The sequence below is a fragment of the Pseudomonas sp. GW821-FHT09E04 genome, assembly GCF_059416185.1.
Genome location: NZ_JBWKOR010000003.1, coordinates 1 through 16,148, shown reverse-complemented (window position 1 = coordinate 16,148; position 16,148 = coordinate 1). Strand labels below are relative to the sequence as shown.

At 59.9% G+C, this 16,148-nt stretch carries 15 protein-coding genes; 14 read left to right on the top strand and 1 reads right to left on the bottom strand.

Translation table 11 applies throughout. The features are described 5' to 3' along the window. Window positions 1–9: 9 nt before the first annotated feature. Complete coding sequence (locus tag AC07N4_RS11395; RefSeq protein ID WP_493066241.1) at window positions 10–1,404, bottom strand: Y4yA family PLP-dependent enzyme; 1,395 nt, start codon at window positions 1,402–1,404, stop codon at window positions 10–12. Between the two features lie 609 nt (window positions 1,405–2,013). On the opposite strand from AC07N4_RS11395, the gene AC07N4_RS11390 reads away from it, so the two are divergent. The 14 genes from AC07N4_RS11390 to tssI all read left to right on the top strand — a co-directional run. Then, window positions 2,014–2,901, top strand: coding sequence for an HpcH/HpaI aldolase/citrate lyase family protein (locus tag AC07N4_RS11390; RefSeq protein WP_493066242.1), 888 nt, complete (start codon window positions 2,014–2,016; stop codon window positions 2,899–2,901). A gap of 15 nt (window positions 2,902–2,916) precedes the next feature. Continuing rightward, on the top strand, window positions 2,917–3,318 hold the full coding sequence (locus tag AC07N4_RS11385) for a ParB N-terminal domain-containing protein (protein WP_085708451.1): 402 nt from the start codon (window positions 2,917–2,919) through the stop codon (window positions 3,316–3,318). A gap of 160 nt (window positions 3,319–3,478) precedes the next feature. Next, on the top strand, window positions 3,479–5,683 hold the full coding sequence (locus AC07N4_RS11380) for a TonB-dependent siderophore receptor (protein ID WP_273536972.1): 2,205 nt from the start codon (window positions 3,479–3,481) through the stop codon (window positions 5,681–5,683). Window positions 5,684–5,760: 77 nt separating this feature from the next. Then, a complete protein-coding gene (locus AC07N4_RS11375; protein ID WP_493066243.1) occupies window positions 5,761–6,138 on the top strand; it encodes a fe2+ zn2+ uptake regulation protein in 378 nt (125 codons plus the stop codon). 202 nt (window positions 6,139–6,340) lie between these two features. Then, window positions 6,341–7,297 carry an AraC family transcriptional regulator gene (locus AC07N4_RS11370; RefSeq protein WP_493066244.1) on the top strand — a complete coding sequence of 319 codons (957 nt, stop codon included), beginning with the start codon at window positions 6,341–6,343 and terminating at the stop codon, window positions 7,295–7,297. 141 nt (window positions 7,298–7,438) lie between these two features. Further along, window positions 7,439–8,797, top strand: a complete 1,359-nt coding sequence (benA, locus tag AC07N4_RS11365) for a benzoate 1,2-dioxygenase large subunit (RefSeq protein ID WP_493066245.1) — start codon at window positions 7,439–7,441, stop codon at window positions 8,795–8,797. Further along, window positions 8,794–9,282, top strand: a complete 489-nt coding sequence (gene benB / locus AC07N4_RS11360) for a benzoate 1,2-dioxygenase small subunit (RefSeq protein WP_493066246.1) — start codon at window positions 8,794–8,796, stop codon at window positions 9,280–9,282. The genes benA and benB overlap by 4 nt, the downstream gene beginning before the upstream one ends. A 46-nt stretch (window positions 9,283–9,328) precedes the next feature. Then, entirely contained in the window at window positions 9,329–10,336 is a 1,008-nt protein-coding gene (benC, locus tag AC07N4_RS11355) for a benzoate 1,2-dioxygenase electron transfer component BenC (protein WP_493066247.1), read from the top strand. A 27-nt stretch (window positions 10,337–10,363) separates the two neighbouring features. Continuing rightward, window positions 10,364–11,125: a 1,6-dihydroxycyclohexa-2,4-diene-1-carboxylate dehydrogenase gene (locus tag AC07N4_RS11350; RefSeq protein WP_493066248.1), complete on the top strand. Its 762-nt coding sequence runs from the start codon at window positions 10,364–10,366 to the stop codon at window positions 11,123–11,125. A 22-nt stretch (window positions 11,126–11,147) separates the two neighbouring features. After that, window positions 11,148–12,269, top strand: coding sequence for a muconate cycloisomerase family protein (locus AC07N4_RS11345; protein WP_493066249.1), 1,122 nt, complete (start codon window positions 11,148–11,150; stop codon window positions 12,267–12,269). Between the two features lie 18 nt (window positions 12,270–12,287). Further along, a complete protein-coding gene (gene catC, locus AC07N4_RS11340) occupies window positions 12,288–12,578 on the top strand; it encodes a muconolactone Delta-isomerase (protein WP_096820706.1) in 291 nt (96 codons plus the stop codon). A gap of 41 nt (window positions 12,579–12,619) precedes the next feature. After that, entirely contained in the window at window positions 12,620–13,534 is a 915-nt protein-coding gene (gene catA, locus AC07N4_RS11335; protein WP_192560615.1) for a catechol 1,2-dioxygenase, read from the top strand. A 321-nt stretch (window positions 13,535–13,855) separates the two neighbouring features. Then, window positions 13,856–14,371, top strand: coding sequence for an Hcp family type VI secretion system effector (locus AC07N4_RS11330; protein WP_007949952.1), 516 nt, complete (start codon window positions 13,856–13,858; stop codon window positions 14,369–14,371). Between the two features lie 128 nt (window positions 14,372–14,499). Next, a partial coding sequence (tssI, locus tag AC07N4_RS11325) for a type VI secretion system tip protein TssI/VgrG (protein WP_493066250.1) occupies window positions 14,500–16,148 on the top strand: 1,649 nt, incomplete at its 3' end.

Here is a 16,148-nt window from a genome sequence, read left to right as displayed (position 1 = left end):
CGTCTTCCCTTAATAGTCAGGTGTGAATGCGTAGTTACCTTCCGTACAACACGTCGCCCTCAGTCGTTGTGGCAACGGGTGGCGATGAAATTCGTTTTCCAGCAAGTCCATCTGATAACCGGCGGTGTTGGCGTAGATCAATAAGTCGCCGGTTTGTGGTGGTGTATCGAAGTTGATCAGGCGATGAGTGATCACGTCGTCGTCAAGGCAACTATGCCCGGCAATGTAGGCTTGCATTGGAGCAAGTTTCGACTCTTTCGAAGTGATCAAAATTGGATCGACAAGGTATTCAGATGAGAACCATGTTTCGCACGCGCTGAAACTGCTGCCTTCGGCGAAGATCACAACTTTGTTGTCGGTCAGTTGTTTTGTGCGGGTGACGCGAAAGACGGTGATGGCGGCTTGGTCAACCAGACTTCGGCCGGGCTCCAGTGCCAGTTTTATATTCTGAGTTTTCAAGTAACTCGCAATGGTTTTTCCCGGGGAGTTATCCGATTCCAGGAATAACTCCAGCCACTGGCAAGCCGTCAGACTGCTGCCATAAGGGTAATAAGAGTCGGGCACTCGACGATTCTGATAATGACCAGGATTGTTGTCGTTCTGCAAAAAGCTGTTGTAGTCCTGCGGGTCTACATACCGCATCGGCAGGCCACCACCGATATCGATCATGACCGGGTCGAGGCCCATTTCCCTTGCCGCATCGATGAAGCTGGTGACTTCACGGAAAGCCTGTACCCGGGTTTCGTAACCGTAACCGCCGAGGTGGAAATGGAAACCTTCGAAGCGGAACGACTCACGTTGTTCGATCAGGTATTGCAGGCACTGAAACAAATCATCCGCACCCATTCCGAATCGGCTCGCCGGGCAACTTGTCGGCCTGTAACGCAGCAGGATCCGGGCTTTGGCCGGTGGTTGCGAAGTGTCGAGCAACGCTTTGAGATGGCTGAACTCTTCCAGTGAGTCCACACAAATCAGCGATCCGCCTTGCACCAGTGCGTTATGAAACGCTGCCGTTTTGGCCGGCCCGGTCGCACACAGATGTTCCGCCGGGGTTCCGGCGCGCAGTGCCGCTTGCAGCTCGAAGAGACTCGATACATCGGTGCCGATGCCCGACGCCGATGCCGCAGCCAGCAGGCATTGTGACTTGTTGGCTTTGGCACCGTAGAAAATCGTGTAGTCGACGTCGTGTCGTTTCAACACCGATTGCAGCGCTTGAGCATTGGCTTCAAACGCATGCGGCCACACGAGGTTCAGTGGGGATCCGTGTTGTTTAACAAGTTCGGCAAGTGCTTTCGGAGAATGTTTAAGAAAGTTATCGATAACAGGATCAAGTAACGGTTTCAGCACTTTTGGGTATTGGGTTTCGATTGTTTCTTTAACTGTCGGCGCAATTAATTCAGGCATAGAAAACCTCTGGCGTCGATAATCGCCATGTGCAGGTCGACAACTAATGCTTGTCGAGTCGTGTGTTCTTGCTGCTCGTCAGATACGAGTGTTTAAAGAGGTGGCGGCGGATGACAGATCCGCTCTGCAAATAACCCCGGGGTATGTTCTTTCATAAAATTTTCACAAAACTGTTTCATGAGAACCCCACTCCTTAAGGCTCAGGCAGGCAAGGAGAAGGCCAATAACTGATGGCCTTGTCTCTTTTGAAGTGCCATTACCTGACATGTAAATGACATCATTGCGCCGAACTTTTCGTGAACAAAATTTCAGGTCTTGATTTGAGTCTTGACCCTGTCAGCGGCTCGAACAATATTGCGAACAGGAATGATTATCAAGTAAGGTTTTCAAATATTTTTGAATGAACACACACAACAGAGGAGTGCGAAGCCGCTTATTCGCATGCTCAAGTAAGCGCTCGCGTGTTGATTTTAAAAACCGTCAACGCCTTGTTATTCAAGGTGTTGGCGGTTGATTCAAGACACCCGGATGCAACCTGGTTTTCCCCCTGTAACAGGTGTTCGAATTTTTTTGAAAACCCACGACTGAAGCACGCTCAGGAGAGTCCCGATGACTGTTCGTCACAGCACCAACGCCACGCTTCCCATCAGCTACCTGTTCGTTCCCGGTAACCGGCCGGAACGCTTTTCCAAAGCGGTCGAAGCCGGGCCGGATGCGATCATTCTCGACCTCGAAGATGCCGTTCATCCGAACAGCAAAGCCGTGGCCCGGGCATCGATCTGGGCCTGGCAGCAGAGCACGCCCGAAACCGCCTGCCAGCGTTACATCCGGCTGAACAGCGTCGGCAGTTCGCTGTTTCGCCAGGACATGACCTGGCTGGGTGACATGCGCTATCCCGAGCGCTGCGCCGGGATTTTCCTGCCCAAGGCCGAATGTCCAGAGAGCCTGTCCCGTGTGGTCGAGCGCCTGCTGGCGTGGAACCCCGACCTGCAAATCGTCGCCATCATCGAGACCGCCAAAGGCTTGCATCAGGTCGAGGCAATTGCGGCGATTCCCGGTTTGGCACGGCTGGCATTCGGTTCGCTGGATTTTTCCCTGGACATCGATTGCAGCCAGATTCCCGAGGCGTTTCTGTTCGCTCGAAATCGCATCGTGCTGGCGTCGCGCGTAGCCGGTCTGCCGGCACCGATCGATGGCGTGACCCCGGCCATCAGCGACATGGCGGTGGTCGAGCGCGACTCGCGTTACGCCCGGTCGCTGGGGTTCGGCGCCAAGTTGTGTATCCATCCTTCGCAGCTCGCCACGGTGCAGAAAGCCTACCTGCCCAACGCCCGCCAACTGGCGTGGGCGGATCGGGTCCTGAACGCCGTGGCCGGGGGCAGCCACGCGGTGCAAGTCGACGGTGAAATGGTCGATCTGCCGCTGATCGAGCAGGCGCAACGCCTGCGGGACATGGCCAGCCAGTACGCGCTGGTCGCCAACGCGGATGCCTGCTGAAACGGGGGACGCATCATGGGACATGGTTACCAGATTGCCCTGCGGCCACTGTGCGACGTGCGGCAATCCGAGCAGGTCGATCCGCTCAACGTGCAGCGGCTGCGCGAGGCGATCATCCAGGCCGGACACTGGCTGGAACCGATCATCGTCGAGCGCTCCCGGGGCATCGTGATGGACGGCAATCACCGGTTCAACGCGGCGCGGGCGCTGGGGTTGAAACGGGTGCCGTGCATCCAGCTCGACTACGCCGATCCGCGAGTCTGTGTACGGCACTGGCAAACCGGGCAGGCGTTCGAAGTGGCGCGGATATTCACCACCATCGAGCGCGGCGAACTGTTCCCGTACAAGACCACCCGGCACGCGTTCGACCCCGCGCTGCCGGTGATCTCCATTCCGCTGCAATGCCTGTACGACTGACCGGCGTCGGAGGGTGGGTTTCGCAGCCCATCCTCCGGACGTTCTCTTCCGAGCCATCCGCTCGCAAAAAAATAATCAACGACGCTGATACTTTTTCGATTGTCGACTGGCAAATAGGAGTCATTACCATTTTCAGCCATTCGAGAAGGACCCCATCGTCATGTCTGTTGCACGTCGACCTTGCAGTGAACGCGCGTTAACGCTGGCTATTCGCACCGCCATGCTGAGTTCTATTCTGGCCGCAGGAAGCGCCACTGTCTGGGCAGCAGACCCCAAGCAATCCGAGCAACAGGACGTCGCCGCCACGGAAGGGCTGACGCTGGATACCACCAACGTTTCGGGCAGCTACAACGGCGCGACTGCCTTGCCGGAAGTGCTCGCCGGAGGCCAGGTCGCCCGAGGCGCAAGGCTGGGGATGATGGGCAACAAGGACGTGATGGACACGCCGTTCAGTGTGACCAGCTACACCGCCAAGACCCTCGCGGATCTGCAAACGGTGACCGTGGCCGATGCGCTGGAACGCGACCCTTCGGTACGCTCCACCGGGCAGACCGGCGGCATCGTCGATTCGTTTTTCATCCGTGGATTTGCAATAGGCGAGGGCAACCTCGGCGAGCTGGCCTACGACGGTGTGTACGGCGTCGCGCCCAACTATCGGGTGTTCACCGAATACGCCGAACGCGTTGAAGTGCTCAAAGGGCCGGGCGCGCTGATGTACGGCATTTCCCCCAACAGCGGCGTCGGTGGTGTGATCAACATCGTGCCCAAACGACCACTGGACGAAGACCTGACCCGCTTCACCGGCACTTACGCGTCGGACTCGCAAGTGGGCGGGCATCTGGACGTCAGTCGGCGTTTCGGCAGCGAGAACCAGTTTGGCATCCGCTTCAACGGCAGTACCCAGGGCGGCGACACCGCGATCAACGATCAGGAACGCGCGCTGAACATCGGCGCCATCGCACTCGATTACAAGGGCGAGCGGTTGCGCCTGAACCTGGATTACATCAGCCAGAAAGAGAGCTTCGACGCGGCCTCGCGACCGTTCACCATTGCACCGGGTGTAAAGGTTCCATCGGCGCCGAACGGCCGCACCAACCTGCCGCAGGACTGGGGCTGGTCGGACACCAAGGAACAGTCGGCATTGCTCGGCGGCGAGTATGACCTCAACGATAACCTGACCGTGTTCGCCCACGCCGGCGGCGGTCGCTCCGACGTCAAGCGCATGTCCGACCAGGTGCCGAGAATCCTCAACGACGCCGGCGACACCAGCAACATCCCCGGTTACTACAAATTCAACGTCGACCGTTCGACGGCTGACGTGGGGATGCGTGCACTGTTCGCCACCGGCCCGGTCACCCACACGACCACGGTCATGGCGACCCGTTATCAGGACGAATTGTCCCGTGGCATCAACAACGGCACGGAAATCCGCTCGAACATCTATCACCCGGTAGACGTGCCCAAGCAGTACATCAGCTCGCCGAAAGTGCTGCGCATTTCCGAATCGGAACTGTCTGGCGTCGCACTGACCGATACCCTCGGCTTTCTCGATGACCGGATTCAGTTGACCCTCGGCGTACGCCGACAGGACATCGAATCGCGTAACTACAACGCCTCGGGCTCGGTCAGTTCTCGTTATGACGACAGCGCGACCACACCGCTGGCGGGCGTGGTGGTCAAACCATGGGAAGACGTTTCGTTGTACTACAACTACGTCGAAGGCCTGAGCAAAGGTGATATCGCTCCAGGCACCGCAGCCAACTCCGGCGAAACGTTCGCCCCGTACAAGTCCAAGCAGCACGAAATCGGCGTGAAGTACGAACACGGCACGTTCATGACGACTCTGGCCCTGTTCCAGATCGAGAAACCGAGTGGCGAAATCGGCGCCGGCAATGTGTTCTCGGTGCAGGCCGAACAACGTAACCGTGGCGTCGAGTTGAGCATGTTCGGTGAAGTCGCGCCGGGCACTCGCCTGATGGGCGGCGTGACCTTGCTGGACGGCGAACTGACGGACTCGGCCACCGCCGCCAACCGTGGCAACAAACCGGTGGGCGTGCCGGATGTCCAGGCCAACCTCTGGGCGGAGTGGGATACACCGTGGGTCGAAGGTTTCACCCTGACCGGCGGCGCGATCTACACCGACAGCCAATACGTCAATCAGGCCAACACCCAGGAGCTGCCTTCCTGGACCCGCATCGACGCCGGCGCTCGCTACGCCACCAAGATCGAAGGTCGGCCGACGACGTTCCGCGCCACGGTGCAGAACGTGTTTGATCGTGAGTACTGGTCGGGTGTGGCGTCCTACGGCGCGTTCTCCCCGGGCTATCCACGCACGTTGCAGTTGTCGGCGACCGTCGACTTCTGATCGGGGGCGCACTGCTGAGTGCGCCTTCTTCTATATAGAGCTACGCACAGCGGCTGATCATAAAAAGGAGCATTTGCATGTTAACCAGCCCGGCATCGACGTCCTCTGGCAAGCAATTGCAGTTCCCGTTGTCGAAGGGGCAGCGGGCCTTCGATTTCGAGCGCAGCACCAATGAGCATATCCGTGAGCTGCTGCATTATTACGGGCTGCGCACCAGTCTGATCCGGATCAAAGTGATCGATGCCTTGCTGGTTGCAACACGCGAAGGACGCGCCGTTGGCGGGCGCGGGGTGCATGGGTATCTGCAGGCGTTTGTCAGCGGCATTCAGTTCATCAGCGTCAGGGAAGTGCTCAAGCGTTTGTGCGAGGAGGGCGTCATCGTGTTTCAGCCTGACAAGAGCTACCGGTTTACCGGCGAAGCCTACGCCTTGCTGGAGCAGCATGCCGACCGCTGAATGACTGCGTTTGCTGTCCTGATCAAAACCACCTGCTCGCGGGTGGTTTTTTCGTTTGGGGCCGTCAATCCCGATTCGATGAAAGCGTTCGATCACCGGACAGCCAAACCTTCGTCCAATTGCCCACCCCGACACTCCGGCGTACTGTGACCGGTGAACCACCCGTGATCACACAATAAATAGAAGATCGAGTGCCTTGCCCATGGACAACCGCCTGCTGAGCGACCGCAGCAGCGTGTTTCGCCACGCTGACCCGTATGCCGTCTCCGACTATGTGAACCAGCACGTCGGCCAGCATTTCATCGGCCTGTCCCGGACTACCCATCCCCAAGCCAGCCTCAACCATCGCAAACTCGCCGACCTCGATCTGTGTCGTATCAGCTATGGCGGCAGCGTTCGCGTCACTTCGGTGGCGCTGGAAACGGTCTATCACTTGCAAGTCCTGCTGCAAGGCAACTGTCTGTGGCGCGGGCCCAAGCGCGAGCATCATCTGGTGCCGGGCGAATTGTTGTTGATCAACCCGGACGATCCGGTCGATCTGACCTATTCCGACGATTGCGAGAAATTCATCCTCAAGGTGCCGGTCAGCGTGCTGGAGTCGGTGTGCGACGAGCAGCGCTGGTTGCATCCTGCCGGTGGCATCCGGTTTCTGCGCAATCATTACCGGCTCGATGAGCTGGAAGGTTTTACCAACCTGCTCGGCATGATTTGCCAGGAAGCCGAAGCCAGCGATCCGTTGCTGCGGGTGCAGGAGCATTACGCGCAGATCGTCGGCAGCAAACTGATCTCGCTGATGAACACCAACGTCAGTCGCGAGTGCCTGAGTTCACCGAGTGTCAGTTTTGAACGCATCCTCGACTATATAGAGCGCAACCTGAAACAGGATCTGCCTGCCGACCACCTGGCCACACAGGCGAACATGAGCCTGCGTTCCCTGTACGCCCTGTTCGAACGCCAGCTCGGCGTGACCCCGATGCAATACATCCGCCAGCGCAAGCTGGAACGTATTCATGCCTGCCTCAGCGATCCGAGTTGCCCGGTGCGCAACCTCACCGAACTGGCGCTGGACTACGGCTTCCTGCACCTCGGGCGTTTCTCCGAAAGCTATCGCCAGCAGTTCGGCGAACTGCCGTCCGTGACCTTCAAACGCCGCCACTGAATTCCCGCCCCGAAACAACCTGAAGCACCTGCCGCGCCGTCCTGCACAAAACGGATAACGCTCTGCAGGATTCGGATATTGCCTCCCGCGTTGCCTCCCTAATCTGACCTGGCCTGAACAATAACAATGGAGGCCCCGGCCATGTCCCTGGGAATCGACTACCTCAATGCCATGCTTGAAGAGGACCCCGAGAAGGGTGCCTACCGCTGCAAGCGGGAGATGTTCACCGATCCGCGGCTGTTCGAACTGGAGATGGCGCACATCTTCGAAGGCAACTGGATCTACCTCGCCCATGAAAGCCAGATCCCCAACGTCAATGACTTTCTGACCACCACGATGGGCCGCCAACCCGTCTTCATCGCCCGCAACAAGGCCGGTGAACTCAATGCCTTTCTCAATGCGTGCAGCCATCGCGGCGCCATGCTATGCCGGCACAAGTCCGGCAACCGTTCCAGCTACACCTGTCCGTTCCACGGCTGGACGTTCAACAACAGCGGCAAACTGCTCAAGGTCAAAGACCCGAGCGAGGCCGGCTACCCCGAAGGCTTCAACTGCGAAGGCTCCCACGACCTGACCAAAGTCGCGCGTTTCGAATCCTATCGCGGCTTCCTGTTCGGCAGCCTGAATGCCGACGTGAAGTCTCTCGTCGAGCACCTGGGCGAGTCGGCCAGGATCATCGACATGATCGTCGATCAGTCCCCCGAAGGCCTTGAAGTGCTGCGTGGTTCCAGCTCTTACATCTATGAAGGCAACTGGAAACTCACCGCCGAAAATGGCGCCGACGGCTATCACGTCAGCTCCGTGCACTGGAACTACGCCGCCACTCAGAACCAGCGTCAGCAGCGCGACGCCGGTGAAGAAATCAAGACCATGAGCGCCGGCAGTTGGGCGAAGAAGGGGGGTGGTTTCTACTCGTTCGAGCACGGCCATCTGCTGCTCTGGACCCGCTGGGCCAACCCCGAGGACCGTCCGGCGTACGAGCGTCGCGGTGAACTGGTCCGGGACTTTGGCCAGGCTCGCGCCGACTGGATGATCGAGAACTCGCGCAACCTGTGCCTGTACCCCAACGTGTACCTGATGGATCAGTTCAGTTCGCAGATCCGCATCGCCCGGCCGATCTCCATCGACAAGACCGAGATCACCATTTATTGCATCGCCCCCAAAGGCGAGAGCGCCGAGGCTCGGGCCAAACGCATTCGCCAATACGAAGACTTCTTCAACGTCAGCGGCATGGCCACCCCGGATGACCTCGAAGAATTCCGCTCGTGCCAGACCGGCTACGGTGCCGGGCGCGGCTGGAACGACATGTCCCGTGGCGCGACCCATTGGGTCGAAGGCGCGGACGCGGCGGCCGAGGAAATCGACCTCAAACCACTCCTGTCCGGCATGCGCACCGAAGACGAAGGCCTATTCGTGCTGCAACACAAGTACTGGCAGGAAATCATGCTCAAGGCCGCCGCCAGCGATAAAAAGCTGATCCCCGTGGAGGCCGTGCAATGAGCAACCTCTACGACACCGTGCGCGATTTTCTCTACCGCGAAGCACGCTATCTCGACGATGGCCAGTGGGATCAGTGGCTGGAGCTCTACGCTGCCGACGCCAGTTTCTGGATGCCGGCCTGGGACGATCACGACACCCTGACCGAAGACCCGCAAAGCGAAATCTCGCTGATCTGGTACGGCAACCGTGGCGGCCTCGAAGACCGGGTATTCCGGATCAAGACCGAGCGCTCCAGCGCGACCATCCCCGACACCCGCACTTCGCACAACCTCAGCAACATCGAGATCGTCGAGCAGGGCAAAGGGCAATGCCAGGTGCGCTTCAACTGGCACACCCTGAGCTTTCGCTATCAGGTCACCGACAGCTACTTCGGCAGCAGTTTCTACACCCTCGACCTGCGCGGCGAACAACCGCTGATCAAGGCCAAGAAAGTCGTGCTGAAGAACGATTACGTCCGTCAGGTCATCGACATCTATCACATCTGATCGAGACGGCGGCGAGCCGGGCTCGACGCTGTGAGCGAGGTGCACCATGAGTTTCCAGATCGCACTGAATTTCGAAGACGGGGTCACTCGTTTCATCGAGGCCTCGGGCCACGAAACCGTCGCCGACGCGGCGTATCGCCAAGGCATCAACATTCCGCTGGACTGCCGCGACGGCGCCTGCGGTACCTGCAAATGTTTCGCCGAGGCCGGGCGATACGACATGGGCGACAACTTCATCGAAGACGCCCTGAGTGAAGACGAACTGGCCCAGGGTTACGTCCTGACCTGCCAGATGCGCGCCGAAAGCGATTGCGTGGTGCGGGTGCCGGTCGGCTCGCAGGTGTGCAAGACCGAACAGGCGAGTTTCCAGGCGTCGATCAGCGATGTTCGTCAGCTCTCCGAGAGCACCATCGCGCTGTCGCTCAAGGACGAATCCCTGAGCAAACTGGCGTTCCTGCCGGGGCAATACGTCAACCTGCAAGTGCCGGGCAGCGAGCAATCCCGTGCCTATTCCTTCAGCTCGTTGCAGAAGAACGGTGAGGTCAGTTTCCTGATCCGCAATGTCCCCGGCGGCTTGATGAGCAGCTTCCTGACCGGGCTGGCCAAGGCCGGCGACAGCCTGAATCTCGCAGGGCCGCTGGGCAGTTTTTACCTGCGGGAAATCAAGCGGCCGTTGCTGCTTTTGGCGGGCGGCACCGGGCTCGCCCCGTTCACGGCGATGCTGGAGAAAATCGCCGAGCAGGGCAGCGAACATCCGGTTCACTTGATCTACGGCGTGACCAACGATTTCGATCTGGTCGAGCTAGACCGCCTCGAAGCCTTCGCCGCGCGCATCCCGAATTTCAGCTTCGGCGCCTGCGTGGCCAATCCGCAGAGCCAGCACCCGCTCAAGGGCTATGTCACCCAGCACATCGAACCACGTCACCTTAATGAAGGCGATGTCGACGTGTACCTGTGCGGCCCGCCGCCGATGGTCGAGGCGGTCAGCCAGTACATCCGCGAGCAGGGCATCACGCCGGCGAATTTCTACTACGAGAAGTTCGCGGCGGCCTGAGTCTTTTTTTTGAATTGCGAGGTTGTCATGAACAACAGATTCGCCAACAAGGTCGCGCTGGTCACCGGCGCGGCGCAGGGCATCGGTCGCCGGGTGTGCGAGCGCTTGCTGGAGGAGGGCGCGCAGGTCATTGCTGTCGACCGCTCCGAACTGGTCCACGAACTGCAAGGCGAGGGCGTGCTGTCGCTGACCGCCGACCTTGAGCAATACGCCGATTGCGCCCGGGTGATGAGCGCCGCCGTCGATACGTTCGGGCGCCTGGATGTGCTGGTCAACAACGTCGGCGGCACCATTTGGGCCAAACCGTTTGAGCACTACGACGTCGAGCAGATCGAGGCCGAAGTGCGCCGCTCGCTGTTCCCGACGTTGTGGTGCTGCCACGCCGCATTGCCGTACATGCTCAAGCAGGGGCGCGGCGCGATCGTCAACGTGTCGTCGATTGCGACCCGCAGTCTGAACCGCGTTCCCTACGGCGCAGCCAAGGGCGGGATCAATGCGCTGACTGCCTGCCTGGCCTTCGAGAATGCCGAGCGCGGGATCCGGGTCAACGCCACCGCGCCCGGCGGCACTGAAGCGCCGCCCCGGCGCATCCCGCGCAACACCACCGAACAGTCCGCGCAGGAGCAAGCCTGGTATCAGGAAATCGTCGCGCAAACCCTCGACAGCAGCCTGATGAAACGCTACGGAACCCTCGACGAACAGGTCGGCGCGATCCTGTTTCTGGCCTCGGACGACGCCTCCTACATCACCGGTGTAACCCTGCCGGTCGGTGGCGGCGATCTCGGCTGACACCTATTGAATGGACACCTCAATGAACCGAACCCTGATTGAAAGCCTGTCGACGATCGTCGTCGACTTGCCGACCCTCCGCCCGCACAAACTGGCGATGCACACGATGCAGAACCAGACGCTGGTGATCCTGCGCCTGCGCTGCAGCGATGGCATCGAAGGCATTGGCGAAGCCACCACCATCGGCGGCCTGGCCTATGGCTACGAAAGTCCGGAAAGCATCAAGGCTAACATCGACGCGCACCTGGCGCCGGCGCTGATCGGCATGGACGCGAGCAACATCAACGTCGCCATGCAGAAGCTCGACAAAATCGCCAAGGGCAACACCTTCGCCAAGTCCGGGATCGAGAGCGCATTGCTCGACGCCCAAGGCAAACGCCTTGGCCTGCCCGTGAGCGAACTGCTCGGCGGACGGGTCCGCGACAGCCTCGAAGTCGCCTGGACACTGGCCAGTGGCGACACCGCCCGCGACATCGCCGAGGCCGAGCAGATGCTTGATCTGCGACGGCATCGGATCTTCAAACTGAAGATCGGCGCCAACCCGCTGGAGCAGGATCTCAAGCATGTGGTGGCGATCAAGAAAGCCTTGGGTGATCGCGCCAGTGTGCGGGTCGACGTCAACCAGTACTGGGACGAGTCCCAGGCGATTCGTGGCTGTCAGGTGTTGGGCGATAACGGTATCGACCTGATCGAGCAGCCGATCTCGCGAGTCAATCGTTCCGGGCAGATTCGTCTGAACCAGCGCAGCCCGGCGCCGATCATGGCCGACGAATCCATCGAAAGCGTGGAAGACGCGTTCAGCCTCGCCGCCGACGGCGCCGCCAGCGTCTTCGCCTTGAAAATCGCCAAGAACGGCGGTCCGCGCGCCGTGTTACGCACCGCGCAAATTGCCGAAGCCGCCGGCATCGCCCTGTACGGCGGCACCATGCTCGAAGGCTCCATCGGCACGCTGGCCTCGGCCCACGCGTTCCTCACACTCAGGCAACTGACGTGGGACACCGAGCTGTTCGGCCCGTTGCTGCTGACCGAAGACATCGTCACCGAGCGCCCGCAGTACCGCGACTTTCACCTGCATATTCCACGCACCCCAGGCCTGGGCCTGACGCTGGATGAAGAGCGTCTGGCGCGTTTTCGCCGGCACTGATTCCCCAAGGAGAACGCCATGCTGTTCCACGTAAAAATGACCGTGAAATTGCCCGCCGACCTGGACCCGGCCGTTGCCACAAAGCTCAAGGCCGACGAGAAAGAACTCGCCCAGCGCCTGCAACGCGAAGGCCAGTGGCGACACCTCTGGCGCATCGCCGGGCACTACGCCAATTACAGCGTGTTCGACGTACCCAGCGTCGAGGCGCTGCACGACACCCTGATGCTTTTACCGCTGTTTCCCTACATGGACATCGAGATCGACGGCCTTTGCCGTCATCCCTCGTCGATCCACGCCGACGACCGCTGAGCCCGGACTCAACCCCACAACAACAAGATGAGGTGAACATCATGACCGTGAACATTGCCCACACTGCCCAATTGCAGAAGTTCTTCGAAGAAGCCGCCGGTTTTGCCAACGATGGCGGCAGCTCGCGCTTGAAAACCATCGTCCTGCGGGTGTTGCAGGACACCGCCCGGATCATCGAAGACCTCGACATCAGCGAAGACGAATTCTGGAAAGCCGTCGATTACCTCAACCGTCTGGGTGGCCGCTCCGAAGCCGGGCTGTTGGTGGCCGGCCTCGGCCTCGAACATTTCCTCGACCTGTTGCAGGACGCCAAGGATGCGCAGATTGGCTTGACCGGCGGCACGCCACGCACCATCGAAGGCCCGTTGTACGTGGCCGGCGCGCCGCTGTACGAAGGTGAATGCCGGATGGACGACGGCAGCGAGGAAGGCGTCGCCACGGTGATGTTCCTTGAAGGCCAAGTGTTCGACCCGCAGGGCCAACCGCTCGCCGGCGCCACGGTCGACCTGTGGCATGCCAACACCAAGGGTACTTATTCGTTCTTCGATCAGAGCCAGTCTGACTACAACCTGCGCCGCCGGATCATCACCGACGCCGAAGGCCGCTACCGTGCCCGCAGCATCGTGCCTTCCGGTTATGGCTGCGATCCCCAGGGCCCGACTCAGGAGTGCCTGAACCTGCTCGGCCGCCACGGCCAGCGCCCGGCTCATATTCACTTCTTCATTTCCGCGCCTGGGCATCGACACCTGACGACGCAGATCAATCTGTCGGGGGACAAATACCTGTGGGATGACTTCGCCTATGCGACCCGTGAAGGGTTGGTCGGGGAAGTCGAGTTTCGTGAAGATGCCGCGGGGCGTCGTGCCGAATTGAAGTTCGACTTCCAGTTGCAGCAGGCGCCGGATTCGGCAGCCGAACAGCGCAGTCAACGGCCACGGGCGTTGCAGGAATCCTGATCCCAGAGCTCTGACCGGATTGGTTGAACTGCGCAAAAAGTTGCGCAGTTGTCCGTAATAAAACCCCACTCAAAACCGCTGCAGGCCTTGCCGATAAAGGCCTGCAGCCAAGTGCGCAAGAAGTTGCGCAGTACTGCGCAACTTCTTGCGCACTTTTTAGCTTTTTCCTACAGAAAAAAACGAAAAACCCCCACGCGAGCTTCGTAAACCCTTGATAGGCAATGGCCATATGATGGCTGGCACGACTTTTGATTACTCCTTTGCCACCTGGACAGGCAATCACGCCGTCCGGTCCTGTCTTTTGAGCAAGGAGCACACCCCATGGCAACACCAGCGTACATGTCGGTTACCGGCGAAAAACAAGGCCTGATCACTGCCGGCGCCTTCACCGCCGACTCCGTTGGCAACACCTATCAGGAAGGCCACGAAGACCAGGTCATGGTTCAGGCTTTCACCCACGACGTGATCATCCCGCGTGACCCACAATCCGGTCAGCCAACCGGTCAGCGCGTGCACAAGCCAGTCGTGATCACCAAGGTCTACGACAAGGCTTCGCCTCTGCTGCAAGCCGCTCTGACCTCCGGCGAGCGCATGAGCGAAATCGTTATCCAGTGGTACCGCACTTCGGCGCAAGGCACCCAAGAGCACTACTACACCACCAAACTGGAAGACGCGATCATCGTCGCCATCAACAACAAAATGCACAACTGCCAGGATCCAGGCAACGCGCACTTCACCCACCTGGAAGAAGTGCAGTTCACCTACCGCAAAATCACCTGGACCCACGAAGTATCCGGTACTTCGGGTTCCGATGACTGGCGTGCTCCAGTCGTTTAATCGCGGCTGATGGTTGTACCGCCTCGGCCGGGTTCGCCGGTCGAGGCACCTTCACTACTCAAAGAATTTTCAGCGTCAGATCCTTATCGATCTGGCGTGCGCTGCAGCACAGCACGAGGGACAAGGGAATGTTCTCACCGGCCAACCAGGCTCATTTCAACCTGACCATCGATGGCGCGGACAGCGATTTCCAGGTGCTGTCGTTCACCGGTCGGGAGGCCCTCAACACGCCCTTCGAATTCGAGCTGGAACTGGTCAGCGAAAAGGCCTCGATCAACCTCGAAAGTCTGCTGCACAAACTGGCGTTTCTTCAGCTGTCGCCGAGCGGCACCGGCATTCACGGGCTGATCTACAGCATCGCTCAGGGCGAGGCGGGCAAGCGCCTGACCCGTTACAAGATCTCGCTGCGCCCGCAGCTTTCGTACCTCGCGCACCGTTTCAACCAGCGCATTTTCCAGCAGATGACCGTGCAGCAGATCATCAGCCAGGTGCTGGAAGAACACGGCATCCTCGCCAGCGACTACCACTTCCAGCTGAGCGCGATCTATCCCGAGCGCGTCTACTGCACGCAGTACGACGAAAGTGACCTGCATTTCGTCCAGCGCCTGTGCGAGGAGGAGGGGATTCACTACCACTTCCAGCACACGTCCAGCGGCCACAAACTGACCTTCGGCGATGACCAGACGGTGTTCCCGAAACTGGCGCCCGTGGCCTATCAGCAGGACTCCGGGCTGGTGGCGGACAAACCGGTGGTCAAGCGTTTCGGCTTGCGCCTGGCGACCCGCACCAGCCGCACTACGCGGCGCGATTACGACTTCGTCAAACCGAAGATCGAGCTGGAAAGTGACGCCAAGAGCAGCGCCCAGCCGGACCTGGAAGACTACGATTACCCGGGGCGTTTCGTGGACCGCGAGCGCGGCAAGCATCTGGCCAACCGCAACCTCGAACGCCACCGCAGCGACTATCGGCTGGCCGAGGGCAACAGCGACCAACCGATTCTGGTCACCGGGCATTTTCTGGCCCTGACCGACCACGCCAACCCGACGTGGAACGACCTCTGGCTGCTCACTGAAATCTTCCACGAAGGCAAACAGCCGCAGGTGCTGGAAGAGTCGGTGACCAGCGACACCACCGACAACAAAGACGATTTCCATCAGGGCTATCGCAACCGCTTCAGCGCCATCCCCTGGGACGTGCCGTACCGTCCGCCGCTGGATCACCCGAAACCCAAGGTTCTCGGTTCGCAAAGCGCCGTGGTCACTGGGCCGGAAGGCGAAGAGATCTTCTGCGACCAGTACGGCCGGGTGAAGGTGCAGTTCTTCTGGGACCGCGAAGGCCAGCACGATGACAAGACCACCTGCTGGATGCGCGTGGCCTCCAGCTGGGCGGCTGAAACCTTTGGCTCGATCAACATTCCGCGGGTCGGCATGGAAGTGCTGATCACCTTCCTCGAAGGTGATCCCGACCAGCCGCTGATCACCGGTTGCCTGTACCACGGCGCCAACCTGCCGCCGTACAAACTGCCGGATTTCAAGACCCTGGCCACGGTCAAGAGCAAGGAATACAAGGGCAGCCGCGCCAACGAACTGCGCATCGACGACACCACCAGCGAAATCAGCATTGCGTTGCGCAGTGACCACGGCGCCAGTGCGATCAACCTTGGTTACCTGACCCATCCACGTCCTTCAGGTGGGCAGCCACGCGGCGAAGGTTTCGAGTTGCGCACCGACCGCCACGGCGCCGTGCGCGCCGGTGCCGGCCTGCTGATCACCACCGA

Bases quoted from the DNA above. Each gene is read 5' to 3' on its own strand.
- AC07N4_RS11395 (WP_493066241.1), bottom strand. From the start codon at position 1,404: ATGCCTGAATTAATTGCGCCGACAGTTAAAGAAACAATCGAAACCCAA.
- AC07N4_RS11390 (WP_493066242.1), top strand. From the start codon at position 2,014: ATGACTGTTCGTCACAGCACCAACGCCACGCTTCCCATCAGCTACCTG.
- AC07N4_RS11385 (WP_085708451.1), top strand. From the start codon at position 2,917: ATGGGACATGGTTACCAGATTGCCCTGCGGCCACTGTGCGACGTGCGG.
- AC07N4_RS11380 (WP_273536972.1), top strand. From the start codon at position 3,479: ATGTCTGTTGCACGTCGACCTTGCAGTGAACGCGCGTTAACGCTGGCT.
- AC07N4_RS11375 (WP_493066243.1), top strand. From the start codon at position 5,761: ATGTTAACCAGCCCGGCATCGACGTCCTCTGGCAAGCAATTGCAGTTC.
- AC07N4_RS11370 (WP_493066244.1), top strand. From the start codon at position 6,341: ATGGACAACCGCCTGCTGAGCGACCGCAGCAGCGTGTTTCGCCACGCT.
- benA (WP_493066245.1), top strand. From the start codon at position 7,439: ATGTCCCTGGGAATCGACTACCTCAATGCCATGCTTGAAGAGGACCCC.
- benB (WP_493066246.1), top strand. From the start codon at position 8,794: ATGAGCAACCTCTACGACACCGTGCGCGATTTTCTCTACCGCGAAGCA.
- benC (WP_493066247.1), top strand. From the start codon at position 9,329: ATGAGTTTCCAGATCGCACTGAATTTCGAAGACGGGGTCACTCGTTTC.
- AC07N4_RS11350 (WP_493066248.1), top strand. From the start codon at position 10,364: ATGAACAACAGATTCGCCAACAAGGTCGCGCTGGTCACCGGCGCGGCG.
- AC07N4_RS11345 (WP_493066249.1), top strand. From the start codon at position 11,148: ATGAACCGAACCCTGATTGAAAGCCTGTCGACGATCGTCGTCGACTTG.
- catC (WP_096820706.1), top strand. From the start codon at position 12,288: ATGCTGTTCCACGTAAAAATGACCGTGAAATTGCCCGCCGACCTGGAC.
- catA (WP_192560615.1), top strand. From the start codon at position 12,620: ATGACCGTGAACATTGCCCACACTGCCCAATTGCAGAAGTTCTTCGAA.
- AC07N4_RS11330 (WP_007949952.1), top strand. From the start codon at position 13,856: ATGGCAACACCAGCGTACATGTCGGTTACCGGCGAAAAACAAGGCCTG.